The following is a 25,081-nucleotide window of genomic DNA, read 5'->3' as shown; positions in this document are numbered from 1 at the left end:
AAAAAGCTCCGCCTCCGTTAGCGTACGGAAGCGGAGCTTTCTTCATGCGCCGCGAGGATATCCATCACTTGCCGGAACAGCAGGACCGCCTGATGTTCGCTGCCTTCCGGGCGGTTCAGCGCCACGACGGCGGCGGCGTACCGCGGCCGGCCGACCGGCCCGAAGCCCGCGAACCATTGATGGTTGACCGGCCGGCCGTCCTTCATCGCCTGGGCCGTTCCGCTCTTGCCCGCGAGCGGCCACGCCGCATCCCGCAGGGCGCGCCCCGTCCCCTCCCGGACGACCGCCTCCATGCCGTGAAGCAGGAAGGCGGCCGTGCGCGGCGAGACGCGCCCGAAACGCGACGGCGATTCGGCGGTTCCGAACGCGGCCATCCGGCCGCCGGAAGCATAACGGATGTCCGCCACGATGCGGGGCGCGGGCACCCGGCCCCCGTGCAGCAGGGCGACGACGGCCGCGGCCGCCTGCAGCGGCGTGGCGGCCGCATCGCGCTGGCCGATGGCGGTCTGGACGAGCAGACCGCCGTCCCGCGCGTCCGGCCGGCCGGCGAACACGCGGCCGCTCTCTTCCTCGGGGAGCGGCCGGACCTCGCCGCCGGCCCCCGGCCAGCGGATCGGGCGGACGAGCGGCCGGCCGAAGCCGAGCCGGTCGGCCGCCGCCGCCAGCTGCTCCGGCGCAAGCCGTTCGGCGATTTGCGCGAACGCGACGTTGCACGACTGGGCGAACGCCTCTTCCAGCGTCAGCACGCCGTGCCCGCCTTCCTTCCAGCAGGAGAGCCCGTAGCGCCCGTATTCGCCGTCGCAGCGGAAACGCTCCTTGGGATGTACGACGCCCGCGTCGAGCGCCGCCGCCAGCGTGACGAGCTTGAAGATCGAGCCCGGCGCGGCGGCGCGGAGCGCGTGGTTCTCCGTACCGGGCAGGCCGGGCGCGATCCGCAGCGGATCGTATGCCGGCCGGGAGACCATCGCCGCGATGTCGCCGGTCGCCGCGTCCAGCACGACAATCGCGCCTTCCTCAAGGCCCGCCCGGTCCGCCAGCGCGGACAGCTCCCGCTGGAGCCGGCCGTCCAGCGTCGTCCGGACGGTCAGCGGATAGTAGCCGCTCCGCCCCTGCACGATTCGCAGCGATCCCGGCACCGGGTCGCCGCCCGCGTTCCGTCTGCGCTGGGCGATGACGGGCCCCGAACCGCGCAGCAGCTTCTCCAGCGAACGCTCGAGCCCCATGCCGCCGATCTTCGCGTCCAGCGGCATTTCGCCCCGCGCCGCTTCCTCCGCGTAAAGCTCGGCAAGCCGGCCGGGATCCTGGCTGACGAAACCGACGACATGCTGCGCTCCCAGAATGGACGAATCCCGCGGCGTATAGGGCAACACATAGACGCCGGCGAGCCCCGCTTTCTCCGCCATGCTCGCCGACTGCCCGTGAAGCGGAAGCGGCGCGCGGCCTTCCCGGTCCATGAGGAACGCCGGCTCGGCCAGGCTTTCCAGCCAGCTCCGCAGCTCATCCGGCGGCATGCCGACCGCTTCCGCCAGCTGCGCGTATTGTCCTGCCGCTCCCCGCGGTCCGCTCACCGGAAACGCGGCCAGGGCGGGGTAAGGCAGCCCGACCAGCGACACGCCGGACTTGTCGACGATGCGCCCGCGTCCCGTATCGGCGACCAGCCGGTCGAACCGGCTCACGACGGCCCGTTCGGTCACATCCGCGGCGGCGGGCAGCACCCCGGGCAGCACCTGCAGCCACGCCAGCCTGCAGACAAGAACCGCGGCCGCGATCGTCGCGGCGACGCCCAGCAGGCCGATCCGGCGAATCCGGCGTTCGGTGCGATCTTGCTTCATATCCCCCGCCTCCTTCCATTCGCCAGTGTAGCCGTCATGCACGCTCCCTATGCCCTGCAGAGGCGGCTGTTGCATGAAAAAAACCGGTTCCGCGGGACATGCCGCGGAACCGGCCTTGACGCATCTTATGCATTGCCGTTCTGATTTTTCCAATCGTCTGTCCGGAAATGGGAGAGCGTCTCCTTCAGATGATTGGACACCTTCTCCAGCTCGTTCGACAGCGTGACCAGATTCTCGCTGATGTTGAGCTGCTCGTTGCTGAGCGATGCCACTTCCTCGCTCGTCGCCGACGATTGCTGCGCCACCGCGCTGACGTTGCTCATCGCTTCGGAGAGCACGCTTTGCGTCTGGCCGAGCTGGGCGACCGAATCGTTCACCGTTTCCAGATGCGCCGTGAAGGCGTTCATCTGCGCCTGAACGGACAGGAAGATCTGATTCGCTTCCTTGACCGATTCGATCTGCTCCTGGAAGATCGGATAGGCTTCACCCAGCACGCCGACGGTGGCTTCGATCTCGCTCTGGATCGACTCCGTGATCGAGGCGACGACATCGATCGATTCGCGGGACTGGTCCGCCAGCTTGCGGATCTCGTCCGCGACGACCATGAAGCCTTTGCCGGCAACGCCGGCCCGCGCCGCTTCGATCGTCGCGTTGAGCGACAGGATGTTCGTCTGCTTCGTAATATTGTTGAGCACGTCGAGAATTTGCCGGATCGACCGCGTGCTTTCTTTCAGCCTGTCGACCTTCTCGACCATGTTGCGCGTCATTTCTTCGGTCATGCCGGTCTTCTCGATGAGCGAAGCCATATAGCGCGTGCCCTGTTCGCTCGCCCGTTCGACCTCGACGGCCGACGAGGCCATTTGATCGCGCGCTTCGTTGACCTCCTGCATCTTCGCGCCCATCTGCTCCGTCAGTTCGCTGCCGCGCTCCGCCTCGACCGCGAGGCTCGTGGCGCCGTTCGCGATTTCCTCGGTGGCGACGGCGATTTCCTTGGCGGAGAGCGCCGTCTTGCGCGACGCTTCCGACAGCGTTTCCGCCGTCCGCAGCACCTGCGCCGCCGACTCGTTCGTCCGGTTCACCAGCGCCGTGATCTGCTCCATCATCTGGTTGAAGCTGAGCGCGAGCTGGCCGATTTCGTCGCGCTTCCTGATGTTCGAGCGGACGGTCAGGTTGCCTTTCTCCCCTTCGTTCATCAGGTTGCGCAATTTCGCCAGCGGCATCGCGATCATCCAGATGACGAGCAGGCCGATGCCCGCGGCGAGAAGCGCCGCGATTCCCAGCATGCCGTACATGACGTTGCGGATCTTGCCGGCATCCTTGACCAGCTCGCCGACCGGCACGGTGCCGACCAGCGTCCAGCCGGTGATGAGCGTCTGATAGGGCGCGAGCACCGCATCGCCGTTCAGTTCGGCGGTGACGGCATCCGCCTGCGTAGACTGGCCGAGCTCAATGCCCAGATTCTGGCCGACTTCTTCATCCGGGCCGAACAGAATCGTCCCGTCCGCATCGACGATGCGAACCGCGCTGCCGTCGCCGAGCGAGACGTCGGCGAATTGCTCCATGACCACCTGATAGTCATATTCCAGCACCATCAGGTAGATCGGCTCATTGGTCGCCGTGGAGCGGATCACCTTGGCGAGGCCGAACGTCATCTTGCTGCCGTTGCCGTTCAGACCGTTCTTCATCGTCGGAATCCAGTACGTCGAGCCGTCCAACTCGAGCCCGCGCTTGTACCAGTCGGATTCAATCGCCTTCTCGACATCGAGACGGCTCGTTGCGCTCAGGATGGCAGACAGCTCCTTCTTCAGCGGAAGCAGCGCGCCTCCCGTTATAAATTTGCTGTTGCCGAACAGGAAGTTGTTGAAGCTCGTCTCGATTCCCTGCACATTCTGGTAACGCTCAAAGTCGGTCAGATTCGCCGCATAAGCGAGCTCCCGGGAATTCAACTGAAGCGTCTGGTCAAGCACGACGGACATGGCCAGGTTCTCGATGCTGGACAGCTGCAGATTCAGCTTGCCCGCCGTCTGGGAGATCGCCGTTTTCGACGCGTCCATCACCTTGTTCTTGATGATGTCCTTCGCTGTATTGTACGAATAGAGCCCGACGGCGTAGACGCAGACCAGAATGCTGACAAAAATAATGGCGAACAGCTTCACGCCTACGGAACGGGTCAGTCTTGCCTTGTTCAGGCCGGCGCCGATTTTCGATACGGCTTCGGTTACCTTGGTGAGATCGGCCGCATTCCGGCTTTTCGTCGATGAATCGGATGCGTCGTTCTGACCATTCCGTTTTTTCGGTTTCCATGTCCATTTCATGATGTCCACCACCCAAATCGCCTTAATCGTTTTCAGTCGCGCTGTGTTTTCATGCGTCTTCCTTTATGCTTCGGAGCACCAACGGATTGGTCCTGCCGCCTCCCCTCTGCCGTTTGCCTTTCCTATGCCGTGAATGTCACGATTGCCGCCGGTCATGCTTCCGGCTTCGTATGTATTTGTACGCATATATTTCTATTATCGGAAAGGACGGCATCCTTCGTTAGGCCCGGATCGCAAAAAAAATCCGGGCTTATCCGCCCGGATGCCGTCTTTCCCTATGGTTCCTCCCGCTCATGCGCCGGCGATCCGCTTGCGCATCAGATCCATCGCCCGAACCGGCTGCTCCGTGCGGATCCGCACACGCTGCAGCGGATGGCGGGCGACGTCGATCCGCGCGCCGGACTCGTCTTCCAATTCGACGAGCGTCTGCCGGAACAGCCTGCCGCCCGGACCGAAAAATTCGACTTCCTGCCCCGGACGGAACGGGCTCCGCTGCTCGACGACCGCGATGCCGGTCCGTTCGTCGTAGTCCAGGACGACCCCCGCAAAGTCATACGGCGCGCCCTTCGGCTCCGGCCCGTAGATATGGTCGTCCGCGTCGGGCTCGCCGAAGAAGAAGCCGGTGGTCAGCGGCCGGTTCGCCGCCTTATAAATCTCTTCCAGCCATTCCGGCTTCAGCCGGTAGCCGGCGGGATCGGCGAAATAGGCGTCGATCGCCTGGCGGTAGACACCCGTGACCGTCGCCGCGTAATGCAGGCTTTTCATCCGCCCTTCAATCTTGAAGCTGTCGATGCCTGCTTCGATGAGCTCCGGCAAATGCGCGATCATGCACAAATCTTTGGAGCCCATCGTGAACCGGTCGCCTTCCCCGGACAAGACCGGCTCGTCTTCGCCGAAGTACAGGTCATACTGCCAGCGGCAGGACTGGCAGCACCCGCCGCGGTTCGAATCCCGGTCGGTGAAATGGTTCGACAGCACGCAGCGGCCGCTGAACGATGAGCACATCGCGCCGTGGACGAACACTTCCAGCTCGATGTCGACGCGCCGCTTGATCTCCAGAATTTGCTCCAGGCTCGTCTCCCGGGCCAGCACGACGCGCGGCAGCCCTTCCTCCTTCCAGAACTGGACGGTGCGCCAGTTCAGCACCGACTGCTGCGTGCTGAGATGCACCTCGAGGCCGGGCGCGACGCGCTGCGCGGTCTCGATGACGACCGGATCGGCGGCGATGATTGCGGCGATGCCCGCTTCCTCGAGCCCTCTTAAGTATTCCTCCAACCCGTCCAGATCCTCATCGTGCGCATAAATGTTGACCGCGCAGAACACTTTGGCGCCGTAGCCCCGCGCGAACGCGACGCCCTCTTTCATCTGTTCGAGCGTGAAGTTGTCGGCGTTCGAGCGCAGCCCGTATTTCTGTCCGCCGATATAGACCGCATCCGCGCCGTAATGCACGGCGAACTTCAGCTTCTCCAGACTCCCGGCCGGCGCCAGCAGCTCCGGCTTCCGGACTTTCGCCGCCGCTATCGGCTTTTGACCGTCCGCCTTCGCCAACGGCTCCGGTCGCTCCAGCCGTACCCTTCTGCCCTTGGCGGCCGGCATTGTCATGGCAGCCATCAGCGCCGCCTCCTTGCTCTTGATCTAGTAAACCTGTTCCTTGTAGTAAAAACCGAACGTCAGCTCGCGCCGCGGATCCTGAAGCGCCCGGACCGGCTCGAGCCACTCCTCGCGGAACTCGTATCCCGCGGGATCGCGCAGCCATTCATCGATCGCGGTGCGGTAAGCCCGGACGGCCGCCTCGTTGTATTCAGGCGTCTTCAGCAGCCCTTCAATTTTGAACGCGTCGATGCCGCCTTCGAGCAGTTCGTGCACGACCTCGAGCAGGCAGATGTCGTCCGGACTCATGATATGCGTGCCGGCTTCGTCCTCGAAGATCGGCAGCCGGCTGTCCGGACGCTCCGTCTCGATCAGATAGAGTCCCTGCGCCGCGTCGGCCGCTCCGGGAAGGCCTGCGCTCCCCCCGGCGTCCGATCCGTCCCTTCCGCGCAGCACGAACGAGCGGCCGGTATTCGCACTGTGCTCCAGGTAGCTCTCCACAAGCCGCCGCTTCGAGTGGTAGATGTTCGTCATGCCGTGCACCTGAACCTGCACTTCAAGCGACGTCTTCGCCTTGAACGCCAGAATCTCTTCCCCGTTCAGCTCCCGGGCGAGCACGGCGCGGGAAGCGCCGCGCCTGCCCCAGAATTCCGCCGCGCGGGCGTTCGTCGCCGTCATTTCGGCGTTCCAGTGAACGCCGATCCCCGGCGCCTCTTCGCGGACCGTCATCAGCACGGCGGGATCGCCGCATTCGACGGCGTCAACCCCCGCTTCCGCCAGCCCGCGGATGTATTCCGGCAGCGCCTCGAGCGCCGCATTGTCCAGCAGATTGTTCACGAGCACGTACAGCCGTTTGCCCTGCGGATGAAGCAGCCGTGCAGCGTCGCGGATCATCGCGAGGTCGAACGGACCGGCGGCACGGGCGGCGAACGGCGGTCCACCGACGAGCAGGGCGTCCGCTCCGGCATTCGCCAGCCGCTCCAGCTCAGCCGGGGATGATGCCGTTGCCAGCAGCTCCGGCTTTCGGGCTTTCATCAGCGAATTCTGCCCATGGATCGCCTTCGCCGACGGCTCCGGCTTTCGGGCTTCCGCAGCCGCCATCACCCGCCGCCTCCTTGGGCCGCGGCTGCATTGCTTTTGCGGATGTTCTCCTGGTGCTCCTTGAACGTTCTGGCGAACAGGTGCGTCCGCGAGCCGTCTTTTTTCGTCACGTAATAGAGGTAATCCGTCTCTTCCGGCTCGAGTGCCGCGCGGATCGCCGACAGGCTCGGGCTCGCGATCGGTCCAGGCGGAAGGGCGGGAATTTTGTACGTGTTATACGGGCTGTCGACCTCGAGATCCTCTTCGAGAACCCGTTCTTTCGTCTCGCCGAGCGCGTATTGCACGGTGGCGTCGATCTGCAGCGGCATGCCTTCCTTCAGCCGGTTGTAGATGACGCTGGCGACGATCGGCTGTTCCTCCGCAACGGCGACTTCGCGTTCAATCAGCGACGCGATGGTCAGCAGCTCGTGCAGCGTCATGTTCCGCTCGTCCAGGACGTCCTGCCAGTCTTCGGGCAGCTGGGCCAGCTTCCGGTCGAGCTCGACCATCATCCGCTTCAGAATGTCGGCTTCGGTGCTGCCCGCCTCCATCTCATAGGTTTCGGGGAACAGATAGCCTTCCAGCGGATGGAGCAGCTTCTTGTCATCCGGCACGGACGCGGCCGCGGACGACCAGCCCCGCGCCTCGGCGGAATCGGCCAGCGCGAGGAAGGCGGACTTGTCGATCAGTCCCTCGGCCGCCAGCTTGTCCGCAATCTTCTCGATCGTATAGCCTTCCGGAATCGTGAAGCGGAACGTCTCGGGCTTCACGGTGCGCCCTTCGTTCAGCATCGCGATGATCTCGTCGTTCGTCATGCCCGGCGTCATCTCGTACACACCGGCCTGAAAATGATCCCCCTGATCCTTGTAGCGCAAATAATATTTGAACAGAAATGCGCTGCGGATGATGCCGTGGTCCTCCAGCAATTCGGCCGTCCGGAAAGCGGACGTGCCGCTCGGAATTTCGATCCGCACCGGCTCTCCCGCGGCGGTCGGCTTCAGACCGTTCCAAACGTAGAGCGCGGCGCCGCCGATCCCCGCCGCCATGAGCAACAGCAGCGCCAGGATGACCCACATCGTAATCCGCCATTTCGGTATCGGCATCCGGACGCGGCCGTCCGTGCCGGTCGGTTCGGCTTGGATGTGATCCGACATGTCTTTCCCCCGATCCTCCTGTTCAACAGCGCAGAGGGACGAGCTTCCCCGTCCCTCGGCATCCCTATTCGAGCGAGCCGCGGTCGCCTGCGCTTTCCTCGAATATCAGCTCGTCGTAACCTTCCGCGGCCGCTTCCCACTCGTTTTCATCTTCGATGTCCGCCAGCTCGAACGAGCCGTCATCCCGCGTTTCGACACGGAAGAAGGCGACCTCGTCATCCCGGCGCATTTCAGGCGTCTGCAGCGCGGCATACACCGCGTCCCCGACCCTGTATTCGGCGAGCAGCTCGAACGTTTCCGTCCCGCCTTCGCCGTCGATCAGTTCAATCTCCCTGCCGTAGGTCTCCTTGAGCCGGTTCAGCCGTTCGATCCGCATCATGCGTCCGTCTTGCCCTCTTCCAGCTCGGCCAGCAGCGTATTGAACGTCTCTTCCACCATGTTCCATTCTTCCTCGTCTTCGATCGTGTACAGCTTCAGGTCGTCGCCGTCTTCCTCGTACCGGAAGGCGTACACTTCCTCTTCCTCGCCGTCCGGCGCGTCGACCGGCACGAGCATCATGTACTTCTTGTCGGAATCGTCGAGTTCGAACTTCATGATGACTTCGAACTCTTCCTCGTTGCCTTCTTCATCCGGAATATAGATGATTTCCGGCTCTTCGGTCAGCTTTCCGTCATCGGCCATCGTTTTCTCACCTGCCCGCTTTGGAATCGAGATAATGCTGCAAAATCAGCGTTGCCGCCAATTTGTCCACAACCTGCCTGCGTTTTCTGCGGCTGACGTCCGCTTCAAGCAGCGTCCGTTCGGCCGCTGCCGTCGTCAGCCTTTCATCCCATAGGTGGACGGGCAACTGTAGTTTTCCGCGCAGCATATCCGCAAATGCGATGCAGATTTCGCCACGCGGCCCGATCGATCCGTCCATGTTGCGCGGCAGGCCGACGACGATCTCGCTGACCTCCCGTTCGCGGACGAGCCGTTCGATTTCTTCCAGTTCCCGGCCGTCCCGATGTCTTTCCACGACGCCGACACCCTGCGCCGTCCATCCCAGCTCATCGCTCACGGCGACGCCGATTCTCCGGTCGCCGAGGTCCAATCCCATAATCCGCAATGCGCCGCTGACTCCTTTATCCGCCGCAGGATGAGGCTCAGTTCGTTCCCATGGTCCTTACCTGCGCCGGCTCAGATAGTACCGGACAAGCTCTTCGATCAATTCGTCCCGTTCCTTCTTGCGGATCAGGCTTCTTGCGTTCTTGTGCCGGGGGATGTATGCCGGATCGCCGGAAAGCAGGTATCCGACGATCTGGTTGATCGGGTTGTACTCCTTCTCGACCAGCGCGTCGTACACCGCCAGCAGAATGTCTTCGGCACTCGTCTCGACCTCTTCCGCCTTGACGTTGAATTTCATCGTCTTGTCCATGGATGAACTCATCGCCGGCACCTCCCTTTCGGGTGAGACCAGATTCATATTTCCATCATATCACATTTGCTTGGGCCAGAACCAGTTCCTCCGCACGCTTCAGCGCTTCGTCAAGCTTCGACGGATCCTTGCCGCCGGCCTGCGCCATATCCGGACGGCCGCCGCCTCCGCCGCCGCAGACCGCCGCCACTTCCTTGATCAGCTTGCCGGCGTGGAACCCTTGACCGACCAGATCCGGCGAGACGGCGATGACGAAGTTCACCTTGCCGTCCTGCTCCGCGCCCAGCACGATGATGCCGGAGCCGAGCTTCGCCTTCAGTTCGTCGGCGATGCCGCGCAGCGCGTCCATGCCGCCGGCGCTCACCCGGGCCGCGATCAGCTTCACGCCGCCCACTTCGCGCGCCTCGCCCGCGAGCGAGCCTGCCTCGATCCGGCCGAGCTTCGCCTGCAGCGATTCGATCTCGCGCGACAAGTCCTTGATCTGCGCCTGCAGACCCTCGATCCGCTTCGGCACGTCCTGGACGCTGACCTTAAGCAGCCCGGCCGACTGGCGCAGCACGGCGATCTGGTGATCCATGTACTCGTACGCCTTCCGGCCCGTCACCGCTTCGATCCGGCGGACGCCGGAGCCGATGCCGCTCTCCGAGACGATCTTGAACAGGCCGATCTGGGCCGTATTCTGCACGTGGATGCCGCCGCACAGTTCGATGCTGTAGTCGCCGATCTTGACGACGCGCACGATCTCGCCGTATTTCTCGCCGAACAGCGCCATCGCGCCCATCGCCTTCGCTTCGGCCAGCGCGTGATACGAAATCTCGACGTCCGTGCCGAGCCAGATCTGTTCGTTGACGCGGCGCTCGATGTCGTCCAGTTCCTCCTGGGTGACCGCGCTGAAATGGGTGAAGTCGAACCGCAGCCGATCCGCCTCGACGAGCGAGCCGGCCTGGTTCGCATGCCCGCCCAGCACTTCCTTCAGCGCCTTGTGCAGGAGGTGCGTCGCCGTATGGTTCTTCGTGATCGCTTCGCGATCGGCCTTCGCGACAGCCGCTTCGATGACGTCGCCGACGCGCAGCACACCGCTTTGCACCTTCACGTGGTGAACGTGCTGGCCGCGCGGCGCCTTCGATACGTCCTGCACCACGGCGCGGACCTGTTTGCCCGTGATTTCGCCCCGGTCGCTCACCTGGCCGCCGCTTTCCGCGTAGAACGGCGTACGGTCGAGGATGACGAGGCATTCGGTGCCTTCGCCCGCCAGGTCGACCATTTGCCCGTCTGCGACGATCGCGGCCACCTTCGCCTCCACGGCGACCGCGTCATAACCGACGAATTCGCTCGGCTCGGCGTAATCGTCGAGCGGTCCGCCCTGCACCTGCATGCCGCCGGTCTCCTGGCGCGCCGCGCGCGCCCGCTCCCGCTGCCGTTCCATCGCGGCTTCGAATCCTTCGCGGTCGACGGTGAGGCCGTTCTCCGCCGCATAGTCTTCCGTCAGATCGAGCGGGAAACCGAACGTGTCATACAGCTTGAACGCATCCTCGCCCGAAATGACGCCGCCTTGTCCGCGCGCCGCTTCGGCGACTTCGGCCAGCTTCGCGAGGCCGCCTTCGAGCGTCTCGTGGAACCGCTCTTCCTCGGTCCGGATGACGCGCTCGATGAACGCCCGCTTCTCGACGACTTCGGGGTAGTGCGACCCCATGATGTCGCCGACGACCGCTGTCAGCTCATACAGGAACGGCCGCTCGACGCCGAGCTTCCGGCCGTAGCGGACGGCGCGCCGGAGCAGCCGGCGGATAACGTAGCCCCGTCCTTCGTTGGACGGCAGGACGCCGTCGCCGACGGAGAACACGACCGTCCGGATATGGTCGGCGATCACCTTGAGCGCGACGTCCGTTTCCTCCCGCTCCTGGTAGCGGACGCCGGCGATTTCGCACGTCCGGTCGATGATCGGCCGGAACAGGTCGGTGTCGAAGTTGGAGTCGACATCCTGCAGGATCGACGCGAACCGCTCAAGCCCCGCGCCGGTGTCGATGTTCTTGTTCGGCAGCGGCGTGTAGCTTCCGTCCGGATTGTGGTTGTACTGCGAGAACACGAGGTTCCACACTTCGAGGAACCGCTCGTTCTCCCCGCCCGGATAGCACTCGGGATCGGACAGGTCGCCGTATTTTTCCCCGCGGTCGTAGAAAATTTCCGTACACGGTCCGCACGGCCCTTCGCCGATGTCCCAGAAGTTGTCCTCCGTCTTGTAGATGCGTTCCGCCGGAATGCCGATCTTCTTGTTCCACAGCTCAAACGCTTCCGTGTCCTCCGGGTGGACGGTCACCGACAGCCTGTCCGGTTCGAAGCCGATCCACTCGGGGCTCGTCAGGAATTCCCACGCCCAGGTGATCGCTTCTTCCTTGAAGTAGTCGCCGATCGAGAAGTTGCCCAGCATTTCGAAAAAGGTGTGGTGCCGCCGCGTCTTGCCGACGTTCTCGATGTCGTTCGTGCGGATGCATTTCTGCGCGTTCGCGATGCGCGGGTTGGCCGGCTTCACGCGGCCGTCGAAGTAAGGCTTGAGCGGCGCCATCCCCGCGTTGATCCAGAGCAGGGAAGGATCGTTGTGCGGCACGAGCGACGCGCTCGGCTCGATCGCGTGGCCTTTGCTTGCGAAGAACGCAAGCCATTTCGAACGGATTTCACTGGCTTTCATGACTGTCGTTACGCCTCCGTCTTTCGGTTTCTCAAGATAATAAAAAACGTCCTTGCATCAAGCAGGGACGAATTCATGATTCGCGGTACCACCCTGGTTACCGGCTCCCTTCCCGCGGGCACACCGGTCGCCTCGCCGGACGATAACGGGTCCTGCCGGCGGATTTTCCCTCCGCACTCCGAAACGAGCTTCGGCCGCCCTGATGCCCGGGGCCCTTCCAGCCGCGCCTTTCGACTTTCGCGCGGGGCTCCCTCTCTGTCCGGCCGGTCACGGCTTACTCCTGTTTCATCCTGGTTTTGTCCGATATAGGCATATTCCCAACGTATTATAGTATTGCCGCGCGCGTTGTGTCAAATCGTTTTCCTGCGGATGTAATAGGCGAACAGATGCTGCAGGACGACCTTCGCCGCGGCGAATGCCGGCACGGCCAGAATCATGCCGATGAGCCCCGCGATCTCGCCGCCGGCGAGCAGCGCGAAGATAATCGTGAGCGGATGCATGTGCAGCGAACGCCCGACGACCTGCGGTGAAATGACGTTGCCCTCGATGATCTGGCAGAGCGTGTTGACAAGCACGGTGAAGAGCACCATTTTCAGCGATACGGTCGAGGCGACCAGCAGCGCGGGCGCCGCCCCGATGAACGGGCCGAGATACGGAATCACGTTCGTGACCGCGACGAATGTGGCGAGCAGCAGCGGATACGGCAGCCCGATCAGCCAGTAGCCGGTATAGGCCAGCAGGCCGACGATCGCGCAGACGATGAACTGGCCGCGGATGTAGTTGCCGAGCGCCTCGTCGATGTCCTTGAACAGCCGGATGAGCCCCTGCCGCCGCGAACGCGGCACGTAATTGATGATCGCGCGCTCGAACGCGTCGAGATCTTTCAAAATGTAGAACGCGAGGAACGGGATGATGAACGCGACGAAAACGGCGTTCAGCATCGACCCGATGTTGTTCATGAACGACAGCGCCGCCTCGGCCATCCTTTTCTCGAGGTCGATCAGCGACTTGTTGATCGCATTGCGCACGCTCTCCGGCAGGAACGAATGGTTGTTCAGCTGGTCCATCAGATTCTGGGCCCGCATCGTCAGTTCGGGCGCGTGCCGGTTCAACTGCTCGACCTGCTCGGCGATCATCGGAATCGCGTTGAGCAGAATGACCGTCACCGCCGCGGCGAACACCGCATAGATGAGCAGCACCGCAACCGAACGCGGCACCCGCCGCTCGGCAAGCAGCGTAACGACCGGATTGAGCACGTAAGAGATGATCATCGCGATGATGAACGGCGCAAGAACCGCCTTCAGAAATCCGTAAACCTGAAGCAGCACGGGCTTGAGCTGCTGGAGCAGCAGCAGAACGGCCAATATGAGGATCGTATAGACGAGCCCTCTGAACAGCCGGCTGGCCGCCCATGGATTCATTCCGGCCACCTCCTTCCCGCCGCGGGGACGGGCCCACCGCAAGACACAGTACATTATATGTAGCGGGTGGGACATTCATCCTCCTTGTCCGCGGGCGGTTTGTCCGGATCGGGACAGCGCAGGCGGATCAGGCAGACCGGCAGCCTCCCTCATCGCACAAAACAGCAAGGCGGCCCGCATCTTGCGCGGACCGCCTCGTCCTGCCGCCGGCTTGTGAAGCCGGCACTTCAATTGGCGTGCATCTGCTGCTCGACCGTCGGTTCATCGAAGAACAGGTCATCGAGCGAACTGAGCGTGCCGTCTTCTTCCACCTGGAATACCGACATTTTGTCGCCGTTGACCGTCAGTTCGATGAAGCATCCCCAGCAGTAGTACTGGTGCGAACCGATCTTCCCGATGTCTTTGGAATTGCAATTTGGACATCTCATACTTGCATTGCTCCCTGCTATCCCGATTCCGTGACGAAGGCCTCCAGGTCATGTTCGCATCGGGCGGGGACGAGTATCGCGTTCTCCCCGAGTTTCAACAATTCGGGGTCCGCGGGAATCTTGAGCCGCTTGCGCCCTTCGATCAGATCCGAGACAAAGCCGTCCGTCAATTCAAAGCCTGTAATTGGTGTACCCTGAAATCCTTGAAAATAAACATCCGATACGCGTCCGAGCTGCCTGCCTTCATCGGTGATGACCGGAAGATCTTTCAGCCGGATCTGCCCGGTATGGAACGTTCGGCCGATCTCGGCCGCTTCCAGCCGTTTGACGGCGCTTTTGTCCGAGATGAGGATCGCGTCGCTGCCGCAGGCCGTGACGCTCTCCCAGAGCGCGGCGTCGTAATACCTTTTGAACCACCACCGTCTGGCTTTCAGAAGAAATCCGCGGAGCGACCAGTGCTCGTCAAACCACAGATCGAGCACCTTGCCCGTCCGATGGCCGGTCTTCTCGTCAATGACCGGCAGACCGATCAAACGCTGCGCGCTTAGCACGGGGATTGCGCCCCTTTCATTTATTACGCAGGCGATCTGCTATGGTTGCAATTTTTTCTGCGGCTGTCTCGATTTCTTCCATCGTGTTCGAAGGGCCGAAGCTGAAACGCACGGCCGACTTCAGGCGCTCTTCCGGCAGCCCCATCGCTTTCAGCACATGCGACCGCTCGAGCGATCCTGAAGAGCAGGCGGAGCCGCTGGCCGCGGCGATGCCTTCGAGGTCGAGCGCCATGAGCAGCGTCTCCGTATCCGCGCCGACGAAGCTGATGTTCGTCACATGCGGCAGCCGGCTTCCGATGCGGCCGTTCACGATGGCGCCCGCAGGGCCGAGCTTGCCGATCAGGAGCGCTTCGAGCCGGTCCCGGAGCGCCGCCAGGCGCCGGGATTTCTGATCCATCCGTTCGACCGCCAGCTCGACCGCGCGCGCGAATCCCCAGGCGGCGGCCACGTTCTCGGTGCCGGCCCGGCGCTTCCGCTCCTGGGAACCGCCGTGGATCAGCGATTCAAACGGCGTACCGGCGGCGATGTAGAGGGCGCCGATCCCTTGCGGGCCGCCCAGCTTGTGCGCCGAGAAGCTGACGAGGCCGGCCGGCGTCTCCTGAAGGTCGATCGGCACCGCGCCGAGCGCCTGCACGGCGTCGACATGGAAGACGATGCCGCGTTCCTTGAGGCGCCCGCCGATCTGATGGATCGGCTGGATCGTGCCGACTTCGTTGTTCGCCCACATGACGCTGACGAGCCCCGTCTCCGGCCGGAGCGCCTCTTCCACCGCCGCCGGATCGATGTAGCCGGTCGAATCCGGCAGAACGCGCGTCACGGCGAATCCTTCGCGCTCGAGCGCATCCGCCGCGTGGAGGACGGCGTGGTGCTCGATCGCCGATACGACGATATGCGTCTTCCCCCGGCGCCTGAGCGCGCGCGAAGCGCCGATGACCGCGGCGTTGTCGCTCTCGGTCCCCCCTGAAGTAAAGACGATTTCTGACGGCTTGCAGTTCAGCTTCGCGGCGATGCGGTCCCGTGCATCGGTCAGCCGCGCCCGCGCGGCGCGCCCGAATGCGTGCAGACTCGAAGGATTCCCCGGTCCGTCGCGCATGACGTCCAGCATGGCCTCGGCCACCTCGGGCAGCAGCGGCGCGGATGCGGCGTGGTCCAGATAGATGCCTTTCATTCCGTCAAGCTCCGTTTCCTGTTCCGGTGATGCGCCCTGAGCGAATCAAATGTAGAACATGTAGCTGTCCTGTTCGCGTTCGCCCTGATACGCGATCAGATCGGCCAGCGTCGTGGAGTCCAGCACATTCGCGATCGCATCGCGGATGCGGAGCCATAGGTCCCGCTTTGCCGGATCGTCTTCTTCCGTGAAGTCAACGGGCGAGATCGGCCCTTCCAGAATGCGGATGACGTCTCCGGACGTGATCTGCTCCGGTTCCTTCGACAACACGTAACCGCCGTAAGCGCCGCGAATGCTCTTGACGAGACCGGCGTTGCGCAGCGGCGCGACGAGCTGCTCCAGATAATGTTCGGACAAGCTGTTGCGTTCGGCAATGCTCTTCAAAGACTGAGGCCCTTCGCCGTATTTTGCTGCAAGTTCCATCATGATCGTCAGACCGTAGCGGCCTTTCGTCGAAATTTTCACTGTTTTGGCACCCCGCTTTACCATTCTGTCCCAAAATCAATTCGCGGTATTCCTATCATCACCATATGGTATCACAATTCGGTCGGATTGTGTTCCAGATTGCTGCCGGAACGGTGAAAATATTTTCGCATTTGTGTTACAATGTGCAAACAGGCGGTGATACAAATGATGACGAAAGATCCATCCAAGACGCGCGTCGTCGTCGGCATGTCGGGCGGCGTCGACTCGTCCGTCGCCGCGCTGCTGCTCAAGCAGCAGGGGTACGACGTCGTCGGCGTGTTCATGAAAAACTGGGACGACACGGACGAATTCGGCCGCTGCACGGCGGACGAGGACGCGGAAGACGTGCGGCGCGTCTGCAGCCAGATCGGCATTCCGATGTACACGGTCAATTTCGAGAAACCTTACTATGATAAAGTATTCGCGTATTTCCTCGCGGAATACGAACGCGGCCGGACGCCGAATCCCGACGTCATGTGCAACCGCGAAATCAAATTCGGCGAGTTTCTGGAGAAGGCGCTCGAGCTTGGCGCGGACTTCCTGGCGACGGGCCACTACGCGCAGATTGACCGGGCCGGGGGAAGCGTGCGCCTTCTGCGCGGCGCCGATCCGAACAAGGACCAGACCTACTTCCTCCACGCGCTGAGCCAGCGGCAGCTCGGGAAGGCCATGTTCCCGATCGGCCATCTGAAGAAGCCCGAAGTGCGGCGCATTGCGGCGGAAGCCGGACTGGCCACGGCCGGCAAGAAGGACAGCACCGGCATCTGCTTCATCGGCGAGCGCAATTTCAGGGAGTTCCTCAGCAACTATCTGCCCGCCCGGCCGGGCAACATCGTCGATCTGACGACCGGCAAGGTCATGGGCCGGCATGACGGCCTGATGTACTACACGCTCGGCCAGCGGCAGGGACTCGGCATCGGCGGCACGGGCACGGGCGAGCCCTGGTTCGTCGCGGACAAGGATCTGGAGCGCAACGAGCTGCTCGTCGTGCAGGGCGACCGTCACCCCGCCCTGTACTCGAACGGGCTGACGGCGAGCGGCGTGAACTGGATTCCGCCGCACAAGCCGGAGGGACCGTTCCGCTGCACGGCGAAATTCCGCTACCGCCAGCCGGACCAGGGCGTCACGGTGACGCTGCACGAGGACGGCACTGCCGAAGTCGTCTTCGACTCGCCGCAGCGCGCGGTCACGCCCGGCCAGGCCGTCGTCTTCTACGACGGCGACGAATGCCTCGGCGGCGGCACGATCGAGCGCGTGCACAAGAACGATCCGGCGGCTTTGGCCCCGGGCGCCGTCCGATAATCCGCGGAGACCATCCGCAAAGCACCGAAACCTCCGGTCATGCGCCAGCGGCGCAGTCCCGGAGGTTTCCTCGTTGACGAGGGAGCCGCATCAGCCCGTCTTCTCGGCCGTCAGCAGTCCCTCGCTGTTCTCGTTGTCCCGGATGATCCGGACGGTGATGCGCGAGATGCGCAGATGATCCGTCTCTTCGATCACGAACTTGTGCGTATCCTTGTAGAATACGCCTTGGCCGCGCTTCGGCGGAATCTCGATCTGCGAATAGATCCATCCGCCGATCGTATCGTAGTCGTCGGACTCAATGTCGAGGTTGAAGAAGCTGTTCACTTCCTCGATGAGCAGAAGCCCGTTGATCGAGTACGTCGTCTCGTCCTTGCGCTCGATGTCCGGCCGCTCCTCGTCGAACTCGTCCTGAATCTCGCCGACGATCTCTTCCATGATGTCCTCAAGCGTGACAAGTCCCGACGTTCCGCCGTACTCGTCAATCAGAATCGCGATCTGCGTCTTCTTCTTCTGCATCAATTTGAGCAAATGGCTGATCTGCATCGATTCCGGCACGGTCGTAATCGGACGCAGTATCTCCAGGATGCTCTGCGGCTTCTTCCCGTCAGCCCGCAGGATGTCCTTGATGTGGACAAAACCGATGATGTTGTCCTTGTCGTTCTCGCAGACCGGATACCGGGTGTGCATTTCCTGCAGCGCGATCGCCTTGTTCTCCTCGAACGACAGGTTCGCGTACAGGACGTTCATTTCGGTGCGCGGAATCATGATCTCCCGGGCCGTCGTCTCCGCGAATTCGAAGATGTTGTCCACGAGCGTCAGTTCGGTGTTGTCGATCAGACCGCTCTTGTGGGACTCCTTCATCAGAATCCGGATCTCTTCCTCCGTGTGCGCCGACTCGTGCTCCGACGCCGGGGCGATGCCGATCAGGCGCAGCATGCGGTTCGCGGTGCCGTTCAGGAACCAGATGAACGGGTACATCAGCTTGTGGAACGCGATCATCGGCCCCGCCGCCCACAGCGTGACGCCCTCCGCCTTGCGGATGGCCAGCGTCTTCGGCGCCAGTTCGCCCAGCACGATATGCAGGAACGTGATGATCGAGAACGCGATCGCGAATGAAATCGTATGCAAGATGACGTCGTTCTCAACGCCCGCAGCGTGCAGCACCGGCTCCAGCAGATCGGCCACCGCCGGCTCGCCGATCCAGCCGAGCCCCAGCGACGCAAGCGTAATCCCGAGCTGGCACGCGGACAAATATGCGTCCAGATTACTGGTCAAATTCTCGGCCAGCTTGGCGCGCTTGTGTCCTTCCTGCACGAGCGTGTCGATCCTGCTGCCGCGGACTTTCACCATCGCGAATTCCGCCGCCACGAAGAATCCGTTCATGAACACCAGGAATACGACCAGCAAAAGACTTAGCCATATGGGTAACGGGTCACTGCCCACCGATTCCCTGATCCCGCCGTTCCGCCGGGCGGAAGCCGTGCGGGACAGGTGCACCTCCTCTGAAAAATGATGGCGTCCTGCGACAGCCTATTTATAAAGAATGCTTATATCAAAAGTTTATGCCATATTGCCCCCGCGCGTCAAATGTCTGCGACCGCGCTTTAGTTATCCTTATTCGATTAAGGTTGACCTTTATGAACCTTTGCCGGGCGGAATTGACCATTTTCCGCCGTGAAGTCACGATCTGCCCGATTTGCGCCTTTTCTGCTGGTTGATGTGTATTTTTTCCTCCATACCCTGGGTTGTCGCCTCATAGAAAATTTTGCCGTCGAGCCGGTCAGGCAGATACTGCTGCTCGACATAATGCCCCGGGTAGTCGTGCGGATATTTGTAGCCGACGTGTCCGAGTTTCTCCGCTCCCTTGTAGTGCGCGTCGCGCAAGTGCAGCGGCACCTCCATCGTTCCGGCCGATTCGATCGCGTTCATGACGCGGCTGATGGCTGCAGCGGTTGCGTTCGACTTCGGACTTTCGACCGCGAACAGAATCGCTTGCGCAATGTTGTACTTCGCCTCCGGCCAGCCGATCTTGTGGTAGGCGTCCATCGCCGTCACCGCCTGCACCATCGCCTGCGGATTGGCCAGGCCGATGTCCTCGCTGCACGCCACAATCAGCCGGCGGAGAAACACCATCGGATCCATGCCGAGCTTCTCCACCGCGTACAGGAACCAGAACAAGGCGGCATCGCTCGAACCGCGGATGCTTTTGTGGAACGCCGAGAGCACATCGTACTGCGTCGAAGGATCCGCCTTCACCGTCGGCTGGCGGATCGATTCTTCCGCCACCTCGAGCGTGATGTGCACGGTGCCGTCCGGCCGGGACGAAGTTGTAACCGCCGCCAGTTCGAGCGCATTGAGCGCCCGCCGGATGTCGCCTCCGGCCGTCCGCGCGATATGCTCCAGCGCTTCATCGTCGACCTGAAGCTTCATGAAGCCGAGCCCGCGCTCGCGGTCGGCCAGCGCGCGGCGCAGCGCCGTCATCACATGCTCCGTCGTCAGCGGTTCAAGGCGGAACAGCGTCGAACGCGAGAGCAGCGCGCCGTTCACATGGTGAAACGGATTCTCGGTCGTTGCGCCGATGAACACGATGATGCCCTGCTCCACCGCGGGCAAGAGCGCGTCCTGACGAGCCGTGTTGAACCGGTGCACCTCGTCGAGGAACAGGATCGTCTTCTTCCCGTACAGCGCCTTCAGCTCCCGCGCCCGGTCGATGACGTCCCGCACGTCCTTGACCGACGCGTCCACGGCGTTCAGCCGGACGAACTCGCCCTGCGTCCGCTTCGAAATGATATGGGCGAGCGTCGTTTTGCCGCAGCCCGGCGGGCCGTACAGCAGAATCGACGTCACCTGGTCAGCCTCGATCGCCCTGCGCAGCAGCTTGCCGGGACCGAGAATATGTTCTTGCCCGACATAATCGTCCAGCGTCTCGGGACGCATCCGGTCCGCAAGCAGCCGGGCGCGGGGCGTTTGTTCGTCTTGATAGGTGAACAAATCCATGTCCGTCATCCCACCCTCGCTTACGTTGATGATAGCATATTCGCACATGTGTTCGCCACCTTGCCGCCCGCGGGTCATTTTTCCCGTCCGAGAATGTCGACAAACAATTTTTCTTACAGTCATTGACAATGTTCGACGGCGAATTTCGATTTATCCTCGTCCTCTTGAACCAAGGGAAATAGGCTTATGGTTTGATTTGGTACGCTGGACGGATTTGATAGAATGTCGTTGAAAGTAAATTCAGTCAATTAATGGCTTACAAAGAAATGAAAGGGGAGGACCGTATGCTCAAGCGCGTCACGACGGAACAGGATCTGGCGTACTACAACTTCATCTGGATGACCGCATGGCGAGAGAAGGGATATGATTTCGAATTTTCGCCGTCCGTGCTGGAGCGTTGGCTCGTCCTGACACCCGAAGGCCAGCCCGTCGGCACCGCCGAATTCAAGCCGTTCCTGCCGGGAGTCAGTGCCTTCGAAACGGTCGCGGACATGAGCCGGATGCCGGAACTTGTCAGCGATCGCCGGAAGGTGGCGGAGATCGACAAATACGCGGTGCTTCCGGAACACCGCGGCAAATATGTCGATGATCTGGTGGCGGCCGCCGTCCTGGTCGCCAGGGAGCACGGCATTCGCTGGTTCGTCACCCTGCTCGAGCCGCTGTTCTGCCGCGCGATCAAGATTTTGTACCATCCCCCGATGACTCAGCTCGGACCGAAAACGTTCTACAAAGGCGATGATGTCATCCCCGTCGTCATGGACGTGCGGGATGTGGTGGCGCATCCGGAAAAGTACAACATCAAGCTGCCGCCGGTGCTGACCGCCGTGGGCGGCGCCTGTTGAGCTGATTGCCGAAGCGAAGGAGGGAATTTGACATCGCAGGCAGTCATAACCACCGGCTTAGCCGGTGGCTTCCATCAGCCCTATAAGGGCATGGTGCAAGCAAGCGCCTCAAAGGCGCATTGAAAGTCTGCCAACCGCGTATCATCTCAGGCAGCCCCTAAAGGGGCTCTTTTATTTGCCCTTTTTTACCGACTCACCCGTAAACGGGTCAAAGAGTTCTTTCATCGTGAGTTGTTCGTAGTTCTTATCCTCTGTTAGCTGATTGCGAATGTATTCCTCAATCACCTTTTTGTTACGGCCCACGGTATCCACATAGTACCCTCTGCACCAAAATTGCCGGTTTCCATACCGGTACTTCATGTTTGCGAATTTATCGAAGATCATGAGGGAACTTTTTCCCTTTAAATACCCCATAAATTCGGACACACTGAGCTTGGGCGGAATGCTCACCAGCATGTGAATATGATCCGGGCATGCTTCTGCTTCGATGATCTCCACACCTATTCGTTCACACAACTCTCGAAGAATCTTTCCGATCTCCCTCTTTAATTTCCCATAGATCACCTGTCTACGGTACTTTGGGGCAAATACGATATGATATTTACAGTTCCATTTGTTGTGTGCTAGACTGCTTTTGTCCATCCCTTGTCCTCCTAGATATATGGTAGCGGTTGGCAGACCAGCTTCCATGTTATCATTGAAGTTCAAGGGATGGCCACTCATAGCTCTAAGCTTTCCTGAACCCCCAGTCGAACTGGGGGTTTTCGTTTACAAAAAGATCGGCCGCCGGCGCGTAAGCCGGGCGGCCGATTGGTTTTTATGATTCTAGACCCGCACGCCGCCGGCGGCGAGCAGGTCGCGCACGGCGACGCTGACCATGATGAGTCCGGCAACCGGCGGAACGAAGGCATTGCTCGCCGGCGGCTGCTGCGCCTTGCGGATGTTCGGCGCGTTCTCCGGGACAATCTTCTCCGTCACGTCGCGGCGCGGCTTGATCGGCGGCTCGGTCGAGAAGACGACCTTGACGCCTTTGCGGATGCCGGCTTCCCGCAGTTTCGTGCGGATGACCCGCGCCATCGGGTCCATGTGGGTTTTCGAGATGTCCGCAACCTGGAACTTCGTCGGATCCATCCGGTTCGCCGCGCCCATGCTCGAGATGATCGGAATGTTCCGCTTCAGGCACTCCTTGATCAGCAGGATCTTGTAGGTGATCGTGTCCGAGCAGTCCAGCACGTAATCGAGATCGTACTTGAACAGTTCCTCGCTCGTCTCTTCCGTGTAGAACATCCGCAGCGCAATCGCGTCGCACTCCGGATTGATCTGCTTGATCCGGTCGCGCATCAGCTCGGCCTTCGGCTGCCCGATCGTTGTCGTCAGGGCATGCACCTGACGGTTCACGTTCGTGATGTCGACGACGTCCTTGTCAATCATGATGACCCGGCCGACACCCGTGCGGGCCAGCGCCTCGGCAGCGATCGATCCGACGCCGCCGATGCCGAGCACGGCGACCGTGCTCCGCTTCATCACCTCGAGCCCTTCCGGTCCGATAGCCAGTTCGGTGCGGGAAAATTGGTGAAGCATATTCTGCGGCGTCCTCCCTTACTCGGCCTGCGGCTGCAGCGCTTCCTGCTGCTGCGATTGCTGCTGCGGCTTCGCGCCCGGCTTCGGCACCGTGCGGATGTGCAGCTCCGCGAGCTGCTCGCGCTCGACGCGCGACGGCGCATCCATCATCGGATCGGACGCGTTCGCCGTCTTCGGGAACGCGATCGTCTCGCGCAGGTTCGTCCGGCCCGCCAGCAGCATGACCAGCCGGTCGAGGCCGAAGGCGATGCCGCCGTGCGGCGGGGTGCCGTATTCGAACGCGTCAAGCAGGAAGCCGAACTTCTCGCGCGCCTCCTCCATCGTGAAGCCGAGCGCCTTGAACATTTTCTCCTGCACTTCCCGCTTGTAGATCCGCATCGAACCGCCGCCGACTTCATAGCCGTTTAGCACGAGATCGTAGGCTTGCGCGCGGATTGCACCGGGATCGCTGTCGAACAGCGGCAGATCCTCGTCCTTCGGCCGCGTGAACGGATGGTGCAGCGCCACATACCGCTTCGCTTCCTCGTCCCACGAGAGCAGCGGGAAGTCGACGATCCAGGCGAACTTGAAAGCGGACTCGTCGATCAGGCCGAGCCGTTTGCCGACCATCAGGCGCAGATTGCCGAGCACGTCGGCGACAACCTTCTTCTTGTCGGCGGAGAACAGGAGCAGGTCGCCTTCTTCCACGCCGAGCCGCTCCGTAAGCGCCGCGATTTCTTCCGGTTTGAAAAATTTCACGATCGGACCGCGCCATTCGCCTTCCTTCACCGTCACCCAGGCCAGCCCTTTGCCGCCGTAGCGGGCCGCGAACGGCTGCAGATCGTCGAGCTCCTTGCGGCTCCAGTTCGCGCAGCCTTTCGCGTTCAGCGCCTTGACGACGCCGCCCGACGCGGCCACCGAAGCGAACACTTTCACGTCGCTGCCGCTCACAATGTCCGTGATGTCGACCATTTCAAGGCCGAACCGGAGATCCGGCTTGTCGGAACCGTATTTGTCCATCGCTTCCTGGTAGGAGAGGCGTTGGAACGGACGCGGAATATCGACGCCGATCGTCTCCTTGAACAGCTTGACGACCAGCTCTTCCATCAGATCGAGCAGCTCATCGCGCGACAGGAACGACGTCTCGATGTCGACCTGGGTGAACTCCGGCTGCCGGTCCGCACGCAGGTCCTCGTCGCGGAAGCAGCGGGCGATTTGATAATACCGCTCAAGCCCGCCGACCATCAGGAGCTGCTTATAGATCTGCGGCGACTGCGGCAGCGCGTAGAATTCTTCCGGATGCAGCCGGCTCGGCACGAGATAGTCGCGCGCCCCTTCCGGCGTGCTCTTCGTCAGAATCGGCGTTTCGATCTCGATGAATCCGTTGGCGTCGAGGTAATCGCGGAACACCTTGGCCGCCTTCGAGCGCAGCATCAGCGTCCGCTGCATTTCCGGCCGGCGCAGGTCGAGGTAGCGGTATTTCAGCCGCACCGACTCGTCGACGTCAATGCCGTCCTCGATCGGAAACGGCGGCGTCTTCGCCGGGTTCAGAATTTCGATGTGCTTCACGCGCACCTCGATCTCGCCCGTCGGAATGTTCGGGTTGTACGTCTCCGGATCGCGGTGCACCACTTCGCCCCGCACGTTGAGCACATACTCGCTGCGCACGCGGTCGGCGATCGCATGCGCTTCCTGCGAGAAGGCGGGATTGAACACGATCTGCACGATGCCGGTCCGGTCGCGCAGGTCGATGAACAGGACGCCGCCGAGGTCGCGGTAGCGCTGCACCCAGCCGCTGAGCGTCACCTCTTTGCCAACGTCCGCTTTCGTCAGCGTGCCGCATTCATGGGTTCTGAGCGTCATTTTCTTCGACTCCCTTTGCATGGTTTGATGGTTTAACCCGTCTTGCGACGGTCGGAATTACAATGCTTCGCGCACGGCGGACGCCAGCTCGTCCAGCTTCACGAACCGCTGCTCGCCGGTCGCCATCGCTTTCAGCGCGATCTCGCCGCGCGCCAGCTCGTCGTCGCCGAGAATGGCCGCGTACCGGGCGTTCAGCCGGTCCGCCGCCTTGAGCTGCGCCTTCATCTTGCGGCCGGCGTAGTCGCGCTCCGCCTTGAGCCCCGCCTGGCGCAGCGCGTGCAGCAGCCGGACCGTCTCCCGCTCCGCCGCATCGCCGAGCCCGATGAGATAGACGTCGATCGTCTCGCCGGCCGCTTCCTGCTGCTGCTCGAGCAGCAGCACGGTCCGCTCGAGCCCGATGCCGAGGCCGACGC

Annotated in this window: 23 protein-coding genes; 2 read left to right on the top strand and 21 right to left on the bottom strand. The window is 62.1% G+C overall.

The window, feature by feature from the left end; all coding sequences use genetic code 11:
- Positions 1 to 17 precede the first annotated feature (17 nt).
- From KJQ12_RS17180 to cymR, 15 genes are all read right to left on the bottom strand, one after another.
- Positions 18 to 1,832: a peptidoglycan D,D-transpeptidase FtsI family protein gene (locus KJQ12_RS17180; RefSeq protein WP_213486371.1), complete on the bottom strand. Its 1,815-nt coding sequence runs from the start codon at positions 1,830 to 1,832 to the stop codon at positions 18 to 20.
- Between the two features lie 125 nt (positions 1,833 to 1,957).
- Entirely contained in the window at positions 1,958 to 4,147 is a 2,190-nt protein-coding gene (locus tag KJQ12_RS17175) for a methyl-accepting chemotaxis protein (protein ID WP_213486369.1), read from the bottom strand.
- 291 nt (positions 4,148 to 4,438) lie between these two features.
- Positions 4,439 to 5,758: a peptidase U32 family protein gene (locus tag KJQ12_RS17170; RefSeq protein ID WP_244860666.1), complete on the bottom strand. Its 1,320-nt coding sequence runs from the start codon at positions 5,756 to 5,758 to the stop codon at positions 4,439 to 4,441.
- A gap of 24 nt (positions 5,759 to 5,782) precedes the next feature.
- Positions 5,783 to 6,772, bottom strand: a complete 990-nt coding sequence (locus tag KJQ12_RS17165; RefSeq protein WP_213486472.1) for a peptidase U32 family protein — start codon at positions 6,770 to 6,772, stop codon at positions 5,783 to 5,785.
- A 65-nt stretch (positions 6,773 to 6,837) separates the two neighbouring features.
- Positions 6,838 to 7,971, bottom strand: coding sequence for an endolytic transglycosylase MltG (mltG, locus tag KJQ12_RS17160; protein ID WP_244860665.1), 1,134 nt, complete (start codon positions 7,969 to 7,971; stop codon positions 6,838 to 6,840).
- Between the two features lie 64 nt (positions 7,972 to 8,035).
- Positions 8,036 to 8,350, bottom strand: coding sequence for a DUF1292 domain-containing protein (locus tag KJQ12_RS17155; RefSeq protein ID WP_213486366.1), 315 nt, complete (start codon positions 8,348 to 8,350; stop codon positions 8,036 to 8,038).
- On the bottom strand, positions 8,347 to 8,652 hold the full coding sequence (locus tag KJQ12_RS17150) for a DUF1292 domain-containing protein (RefSeq protein ID WP_213486364.1): 306 nt from the start codon (positions 8,650 to 8,652) through the stop codon (positions 8,347 to 8,349). The genes KJQ12_RS17155 and KJQ12_RS17150 overlap by 4 nt, the downstream gene beginning before the upstream one ends.
- 7 nt (positions 8,653 to 8,659) lie before the next feature.
- Entirely contained in the window at positions 8,660 to 9,076 is a 417-nt protein-coding gene (gene ruvX / locus KJQ12_RS17145; RefSeq protein WP_015255335.1) for a Holliday junction resolvase RuvX, read from the bottom strand.
- A gap of 57 nt (positions 9,077 to 9,133) precedes the next feature.
- A complete protein-coding gene (locus KJQ12_RS17140) occupies positions 9,134 to 9,397 on the bottom strand; it encodes an IreB family regulatory phosphoprotein (RefSeq protein WP_015255336.1) in 264 nt (87 codons plus the stop codon).
- A gap of 43 nt (positions 9,398 to 9,440) precedes the next feature.
- Positions 9,441 to 12,071, bottom strand: a complete 2,631-nt coding sequence (gene alaS / locus KJQ12_RS17135) for an alanine--tRNA ligase (protein ID WP_213486362.1) — start codon at positions 12,069 to 12,071, stop codon at positions 9,441 to 9,443.
- Between the two features lie 350 nt (positions 12,072 to 12,421).
- Positions 12,422 to 13,492, bottom strand: coding sequence for an AI-2E family transporter (locus KJQ12_RS17130; RefSeq protein WP_213486360.1), 1,071 nt, complete (start codon positions 13,490 to 13,492; stop codon positions 12,422 to 12,424).
- 227 nt (positions 13,493 to 13,719) lie between these two features.
- A complete protein-coding gene (locus KJQ12_RS17125) occupies positions 13,720 to 13,920 on the bottom strand; it encodes a hypothetical protein (RefSeq protein WP_015255339.1) in 201 nt (66 codons plus the stop codon).
- Between the two features lie 17 nt (positions 13,921 to 13,937).
- On the bottom strand, positions 13,938 to 14,471 hold the full coding sequence (locus tag KJQ12_RS17120; RefSeq protein ID WP_213486357.1) for a PRC-barrel domain-containing protein: 534 nt from the start codon (positions 14,469 to 14,471) through the stop codon (positions 13,938 to 13,940).
- A gap of 16 nt (positions 14,472 to 14,487) precedes the next feature.
- Complete coding sequence (locus KJQ12_RS17115; protein WP_213486355.1) at positions 14,488 to 15,639, bottom strand: cysteine desulfurase family protein; 1,152 nt, start codon at positions 15,637 to 15,639, stop codon at positions 14,488 to 14,490.
- Positions 15,640 to 15,684: 45 nt separating this feature from the next.
- Positions 15,685 to 16,104: a cysteine metabolism transcriptional regulator CymR gene (gene cymR / locus KJQ12_RS17110; RefSeq protein WP_213486352.1), complete on the bottom strand. Its 420-nt coding sequence runs from the start codon at positions 16,102 to 16,104 to the stop codon at positions 15,685 to 15,687.
- Positions 16,105 to 16,269: 165 nt separating this feature from the next.
- On the opposite strand from cymR, the gene mnmA reads away from it, so the two are divergent.
- Positions 16,270 to 17,406 (top strand): tRNA 2-thiouridine(34) synthase MnmA, encoded by a 1,137-nt coding sequence (gene mnmA / locus KJQ12_RS17105; RefSeq protein ID WP_425315988.1) that lies wholly within the window; start codon positions 16,270 to 16,272, stop codon positions 17,404 to 17,406.
- 90 nt (positions 17,407 to 17,496) lie between these two features.
- Here the strand turns inward: mnmA and KJQ12_RS17100 are convergent, their stop codons facing one another.
- Positions 17,497 to 18,849, bottom strand: a complete 1,353-nt coding sequence (locus tag KJQ12_RS17100; protein WP_213486350.1) for a hemolysin family protein — start codon at positions 18,847 to 18,849, stop codon at positions 17,497 to 17,499.
- Between the two features lie 237 nt (positions 18,850 to 19,086).
- Positions 19,087 to 20,403, bottom strand: a complete 1,317-nt coding sequence (locus KJQ12_RS17095) for a replication-associated recombination protein A (RefSeq protein WP_213486348.1) — start codon at positions 20,401 to 20,403, stop codon at positions 19,087 to 19,089.
- Positions 20,404 to 20,687: 284 nt separating this feature from the next.
- Here KJQ12_RS17095 and KJQ12_RS17090 point away from each other — a divergent pair, with 284 nt between their 5' ends.
- A complete protein-coding gene (locus KJQ12_RS17090; protein WP_213486345.1) occupies positions 20,688 to 21,245 on the top strand; it encodes a GNAT family N-acetyltransferase in 558 nt (185 codons plus the stop codon).
- A 171-nt stretch (positions 21,246 to 21,416) separates the two neighbouring features.
- Here the strand turns inward: KJQ12_RS17090 and tnpA are convergent, their stop codons facing one another.
- The 4 genes from tnpA to KJQ12_RS17070 all read right to left on the bottom strand — a co-directional run.
- The gene (gene tnpA, locus KJQ12_RS17085; RefSeq protein ID WP_213486343.1) at positions 21,417 to 21,887 is read right to left on the bottom strand and encodes an IS200/IS605 family transposase; all 471 of its coding nucleotides are present in this window, start codon (positions 21,885 to 21,887) and stop codon (positions 21,417 to 21,419) included.
- A gap of 183 nt (positions 21,888 to 22,070) precedes the next feature.
- A complete protein-coding gene (locus KJQ12_RS17080) occupies positions 22,071 to 22,826 on the bottom strand; it encodes a tRNA threonylcarbamoyladenosine dehydratase (RefSeq protein ID WP_015255347.1) in 756 nt (251 codons plus the stop codon).
- Positions 22,827 to 22,844: 18 nt separating this feature from the next.
- Complete coding sequence (gene aspS, locus KJQ12_RS17075) at positions 22,845 to 24,668, bottom strand: aspartate--tRNA ligase (protein WP_213486341.1); 1,824 nt, start codon at positions 24,666 to 24,668, stop codon at positions 22,845 to 22,847.
- A gap of 57 nt (positions 24,669 to 24,725) precedes the next feature.
- The coding region (locus tag KJQ12_RS17070) for a His/Gly/Thr/Pro-type tRNA ligase C-terminal domain-containing protein (protein ID WP_244860664.1) at positions 24,726 to 25,081 on the bottom strand (356 nt) is incomplete at its 5' end.

The sequence above is a fragment of the Thermobacillus xylanilyticus genome, from assembly GCF_907165215.1.
GTDB lineage: Bacteria > Bacillota > Bacilli > Paenibacillales > Paenibacillaceae > Thermobacillus > Thermobacillus xylanilyticus.
The sequence above is the reverse complement of the archived record's forward strand: the minus strand, read 5'-3'. Positions and strand labels throughout refer to the sequence as shown.

Coding starts and splice junctions, on each gene's coding strand:
- KJQ12_RS17180 (WP_213486371.1), bottom strand. CDS start 1,832: ATGAAGCAAGATCGCACCGAACGCCGGATTCGCCGGATCGGCCTGCTG.
- KJQ12_RS17175 (WP_213486369.1), bottom strand. CDS start 4,147: ATGAAATGGACATGGAAACCGAAAAAACGGAATGGTCAGAACGACGCA.
- KJQ12_RS17170 (WP_244860666.1), bottom strand. CDS start 5,758: ATGGCTGCCATGACAATGCCGGCCGCCAAGGGCAGAAGGGTACGGCTG.
- KJQ12_RS17165 (WP_213486472.1), bottom strand. CDS start 6,772: ATGAAAGCCCGAAAGCCGGAGCTGCTGGCAACGGCATCATCCCCGGCT.
- mltG (WP_244860665.1), bottom strand. CDS start 7,971: ATGTCGGATCACATCCAAGCCGAACCGACCGGCACGGACGGCCGCGTC.
- KJQ12_RS17155 (WP_213486366.1), bottom strand. CDS start 8,350: ATGATGCGGATCGAACGGCTGAACCGGCTCAAGGAGACCTACGGCAGG.
- KJQ12_RS17150 (WP_213486364.1), bottom strand. CDS start 8,652: ATGGCCGATGACGGAAAGCTGACCGAAGAGCCGGAAATCATCTATATT.
- KJQ12_RS17140 (WP_015255336.1), bottom strand. CDS start 9,397: ATGAGTTCATCCATGGACAAGACGATGAAATTCAACGTCAAGGCGGAA.
- alaS (WP_213486362.1), bottom strand. CDS start 12,071: ATGAAAGCCAGTGAAATCCGTTCGAAATGGCTTGCGTTCTTCGCAAGC.
- KJQ12_RS17130 (WP_213486360.1), bottom strand. CDS start 13,492: ATGAATCCATGGGCGGCCAGCCGGCTGTTCAGAGGGCTCGTCTATACG.
- KJQ12_RS17125 (WP_015255339.1), bottom strand. CDS start 13,920: ATGAGATGTCCAAATTGCAATTCCAAAGACATCGGGAAGATCGGTTCG.
- KJQ12_RS17115 (WP_213486355.1), bottom strand. CDS start 15,639: ATGAAAGGCATCTATCTGGACCACGCCGCATCCGCGCCGCTGCTGCCC.
- mnmA (WP_425315988.1), top strand. CDS start 16,270: ATGATGACGAAAGATCCATCCAAGACGCGCGTCGTCGTCGGCATGTCG.
- KJQ12_RS17095 (WP_213486348.1), bottom strand. CDS start 20,403: ATGGATTTGTTCACCTATCAAGACGAACAAACGCCCCGCGCCCGGCTG.
- KJQ12_RS17090 (WP_213486345.1), top strand. CDS start 20,688: ATGCTCAAGCGCGTCACGACGGAACAGGATCTGGCGTACTACAACTTC.
- tnpA (WP_213486343.1), bottom strand. CDS start 21,887: ATGGACAAAAGCAGTCTAGCACACAACAAATGGAACTGTAAATATCAT.
- KJQ12_RS17080 (WP_015255347.1), bottom strand. CDS start 22,826: ATGCTTCACCAATTTTCCCGCACCGAACTGGCTATCGGACCGGAAGGG.
- aspS (WP_213486341.1), bottom strand. CDS start 24,668: ATGACGCTCAGAACCCATGAATGCGGCACGCTGACGAAAGCGGACGTT.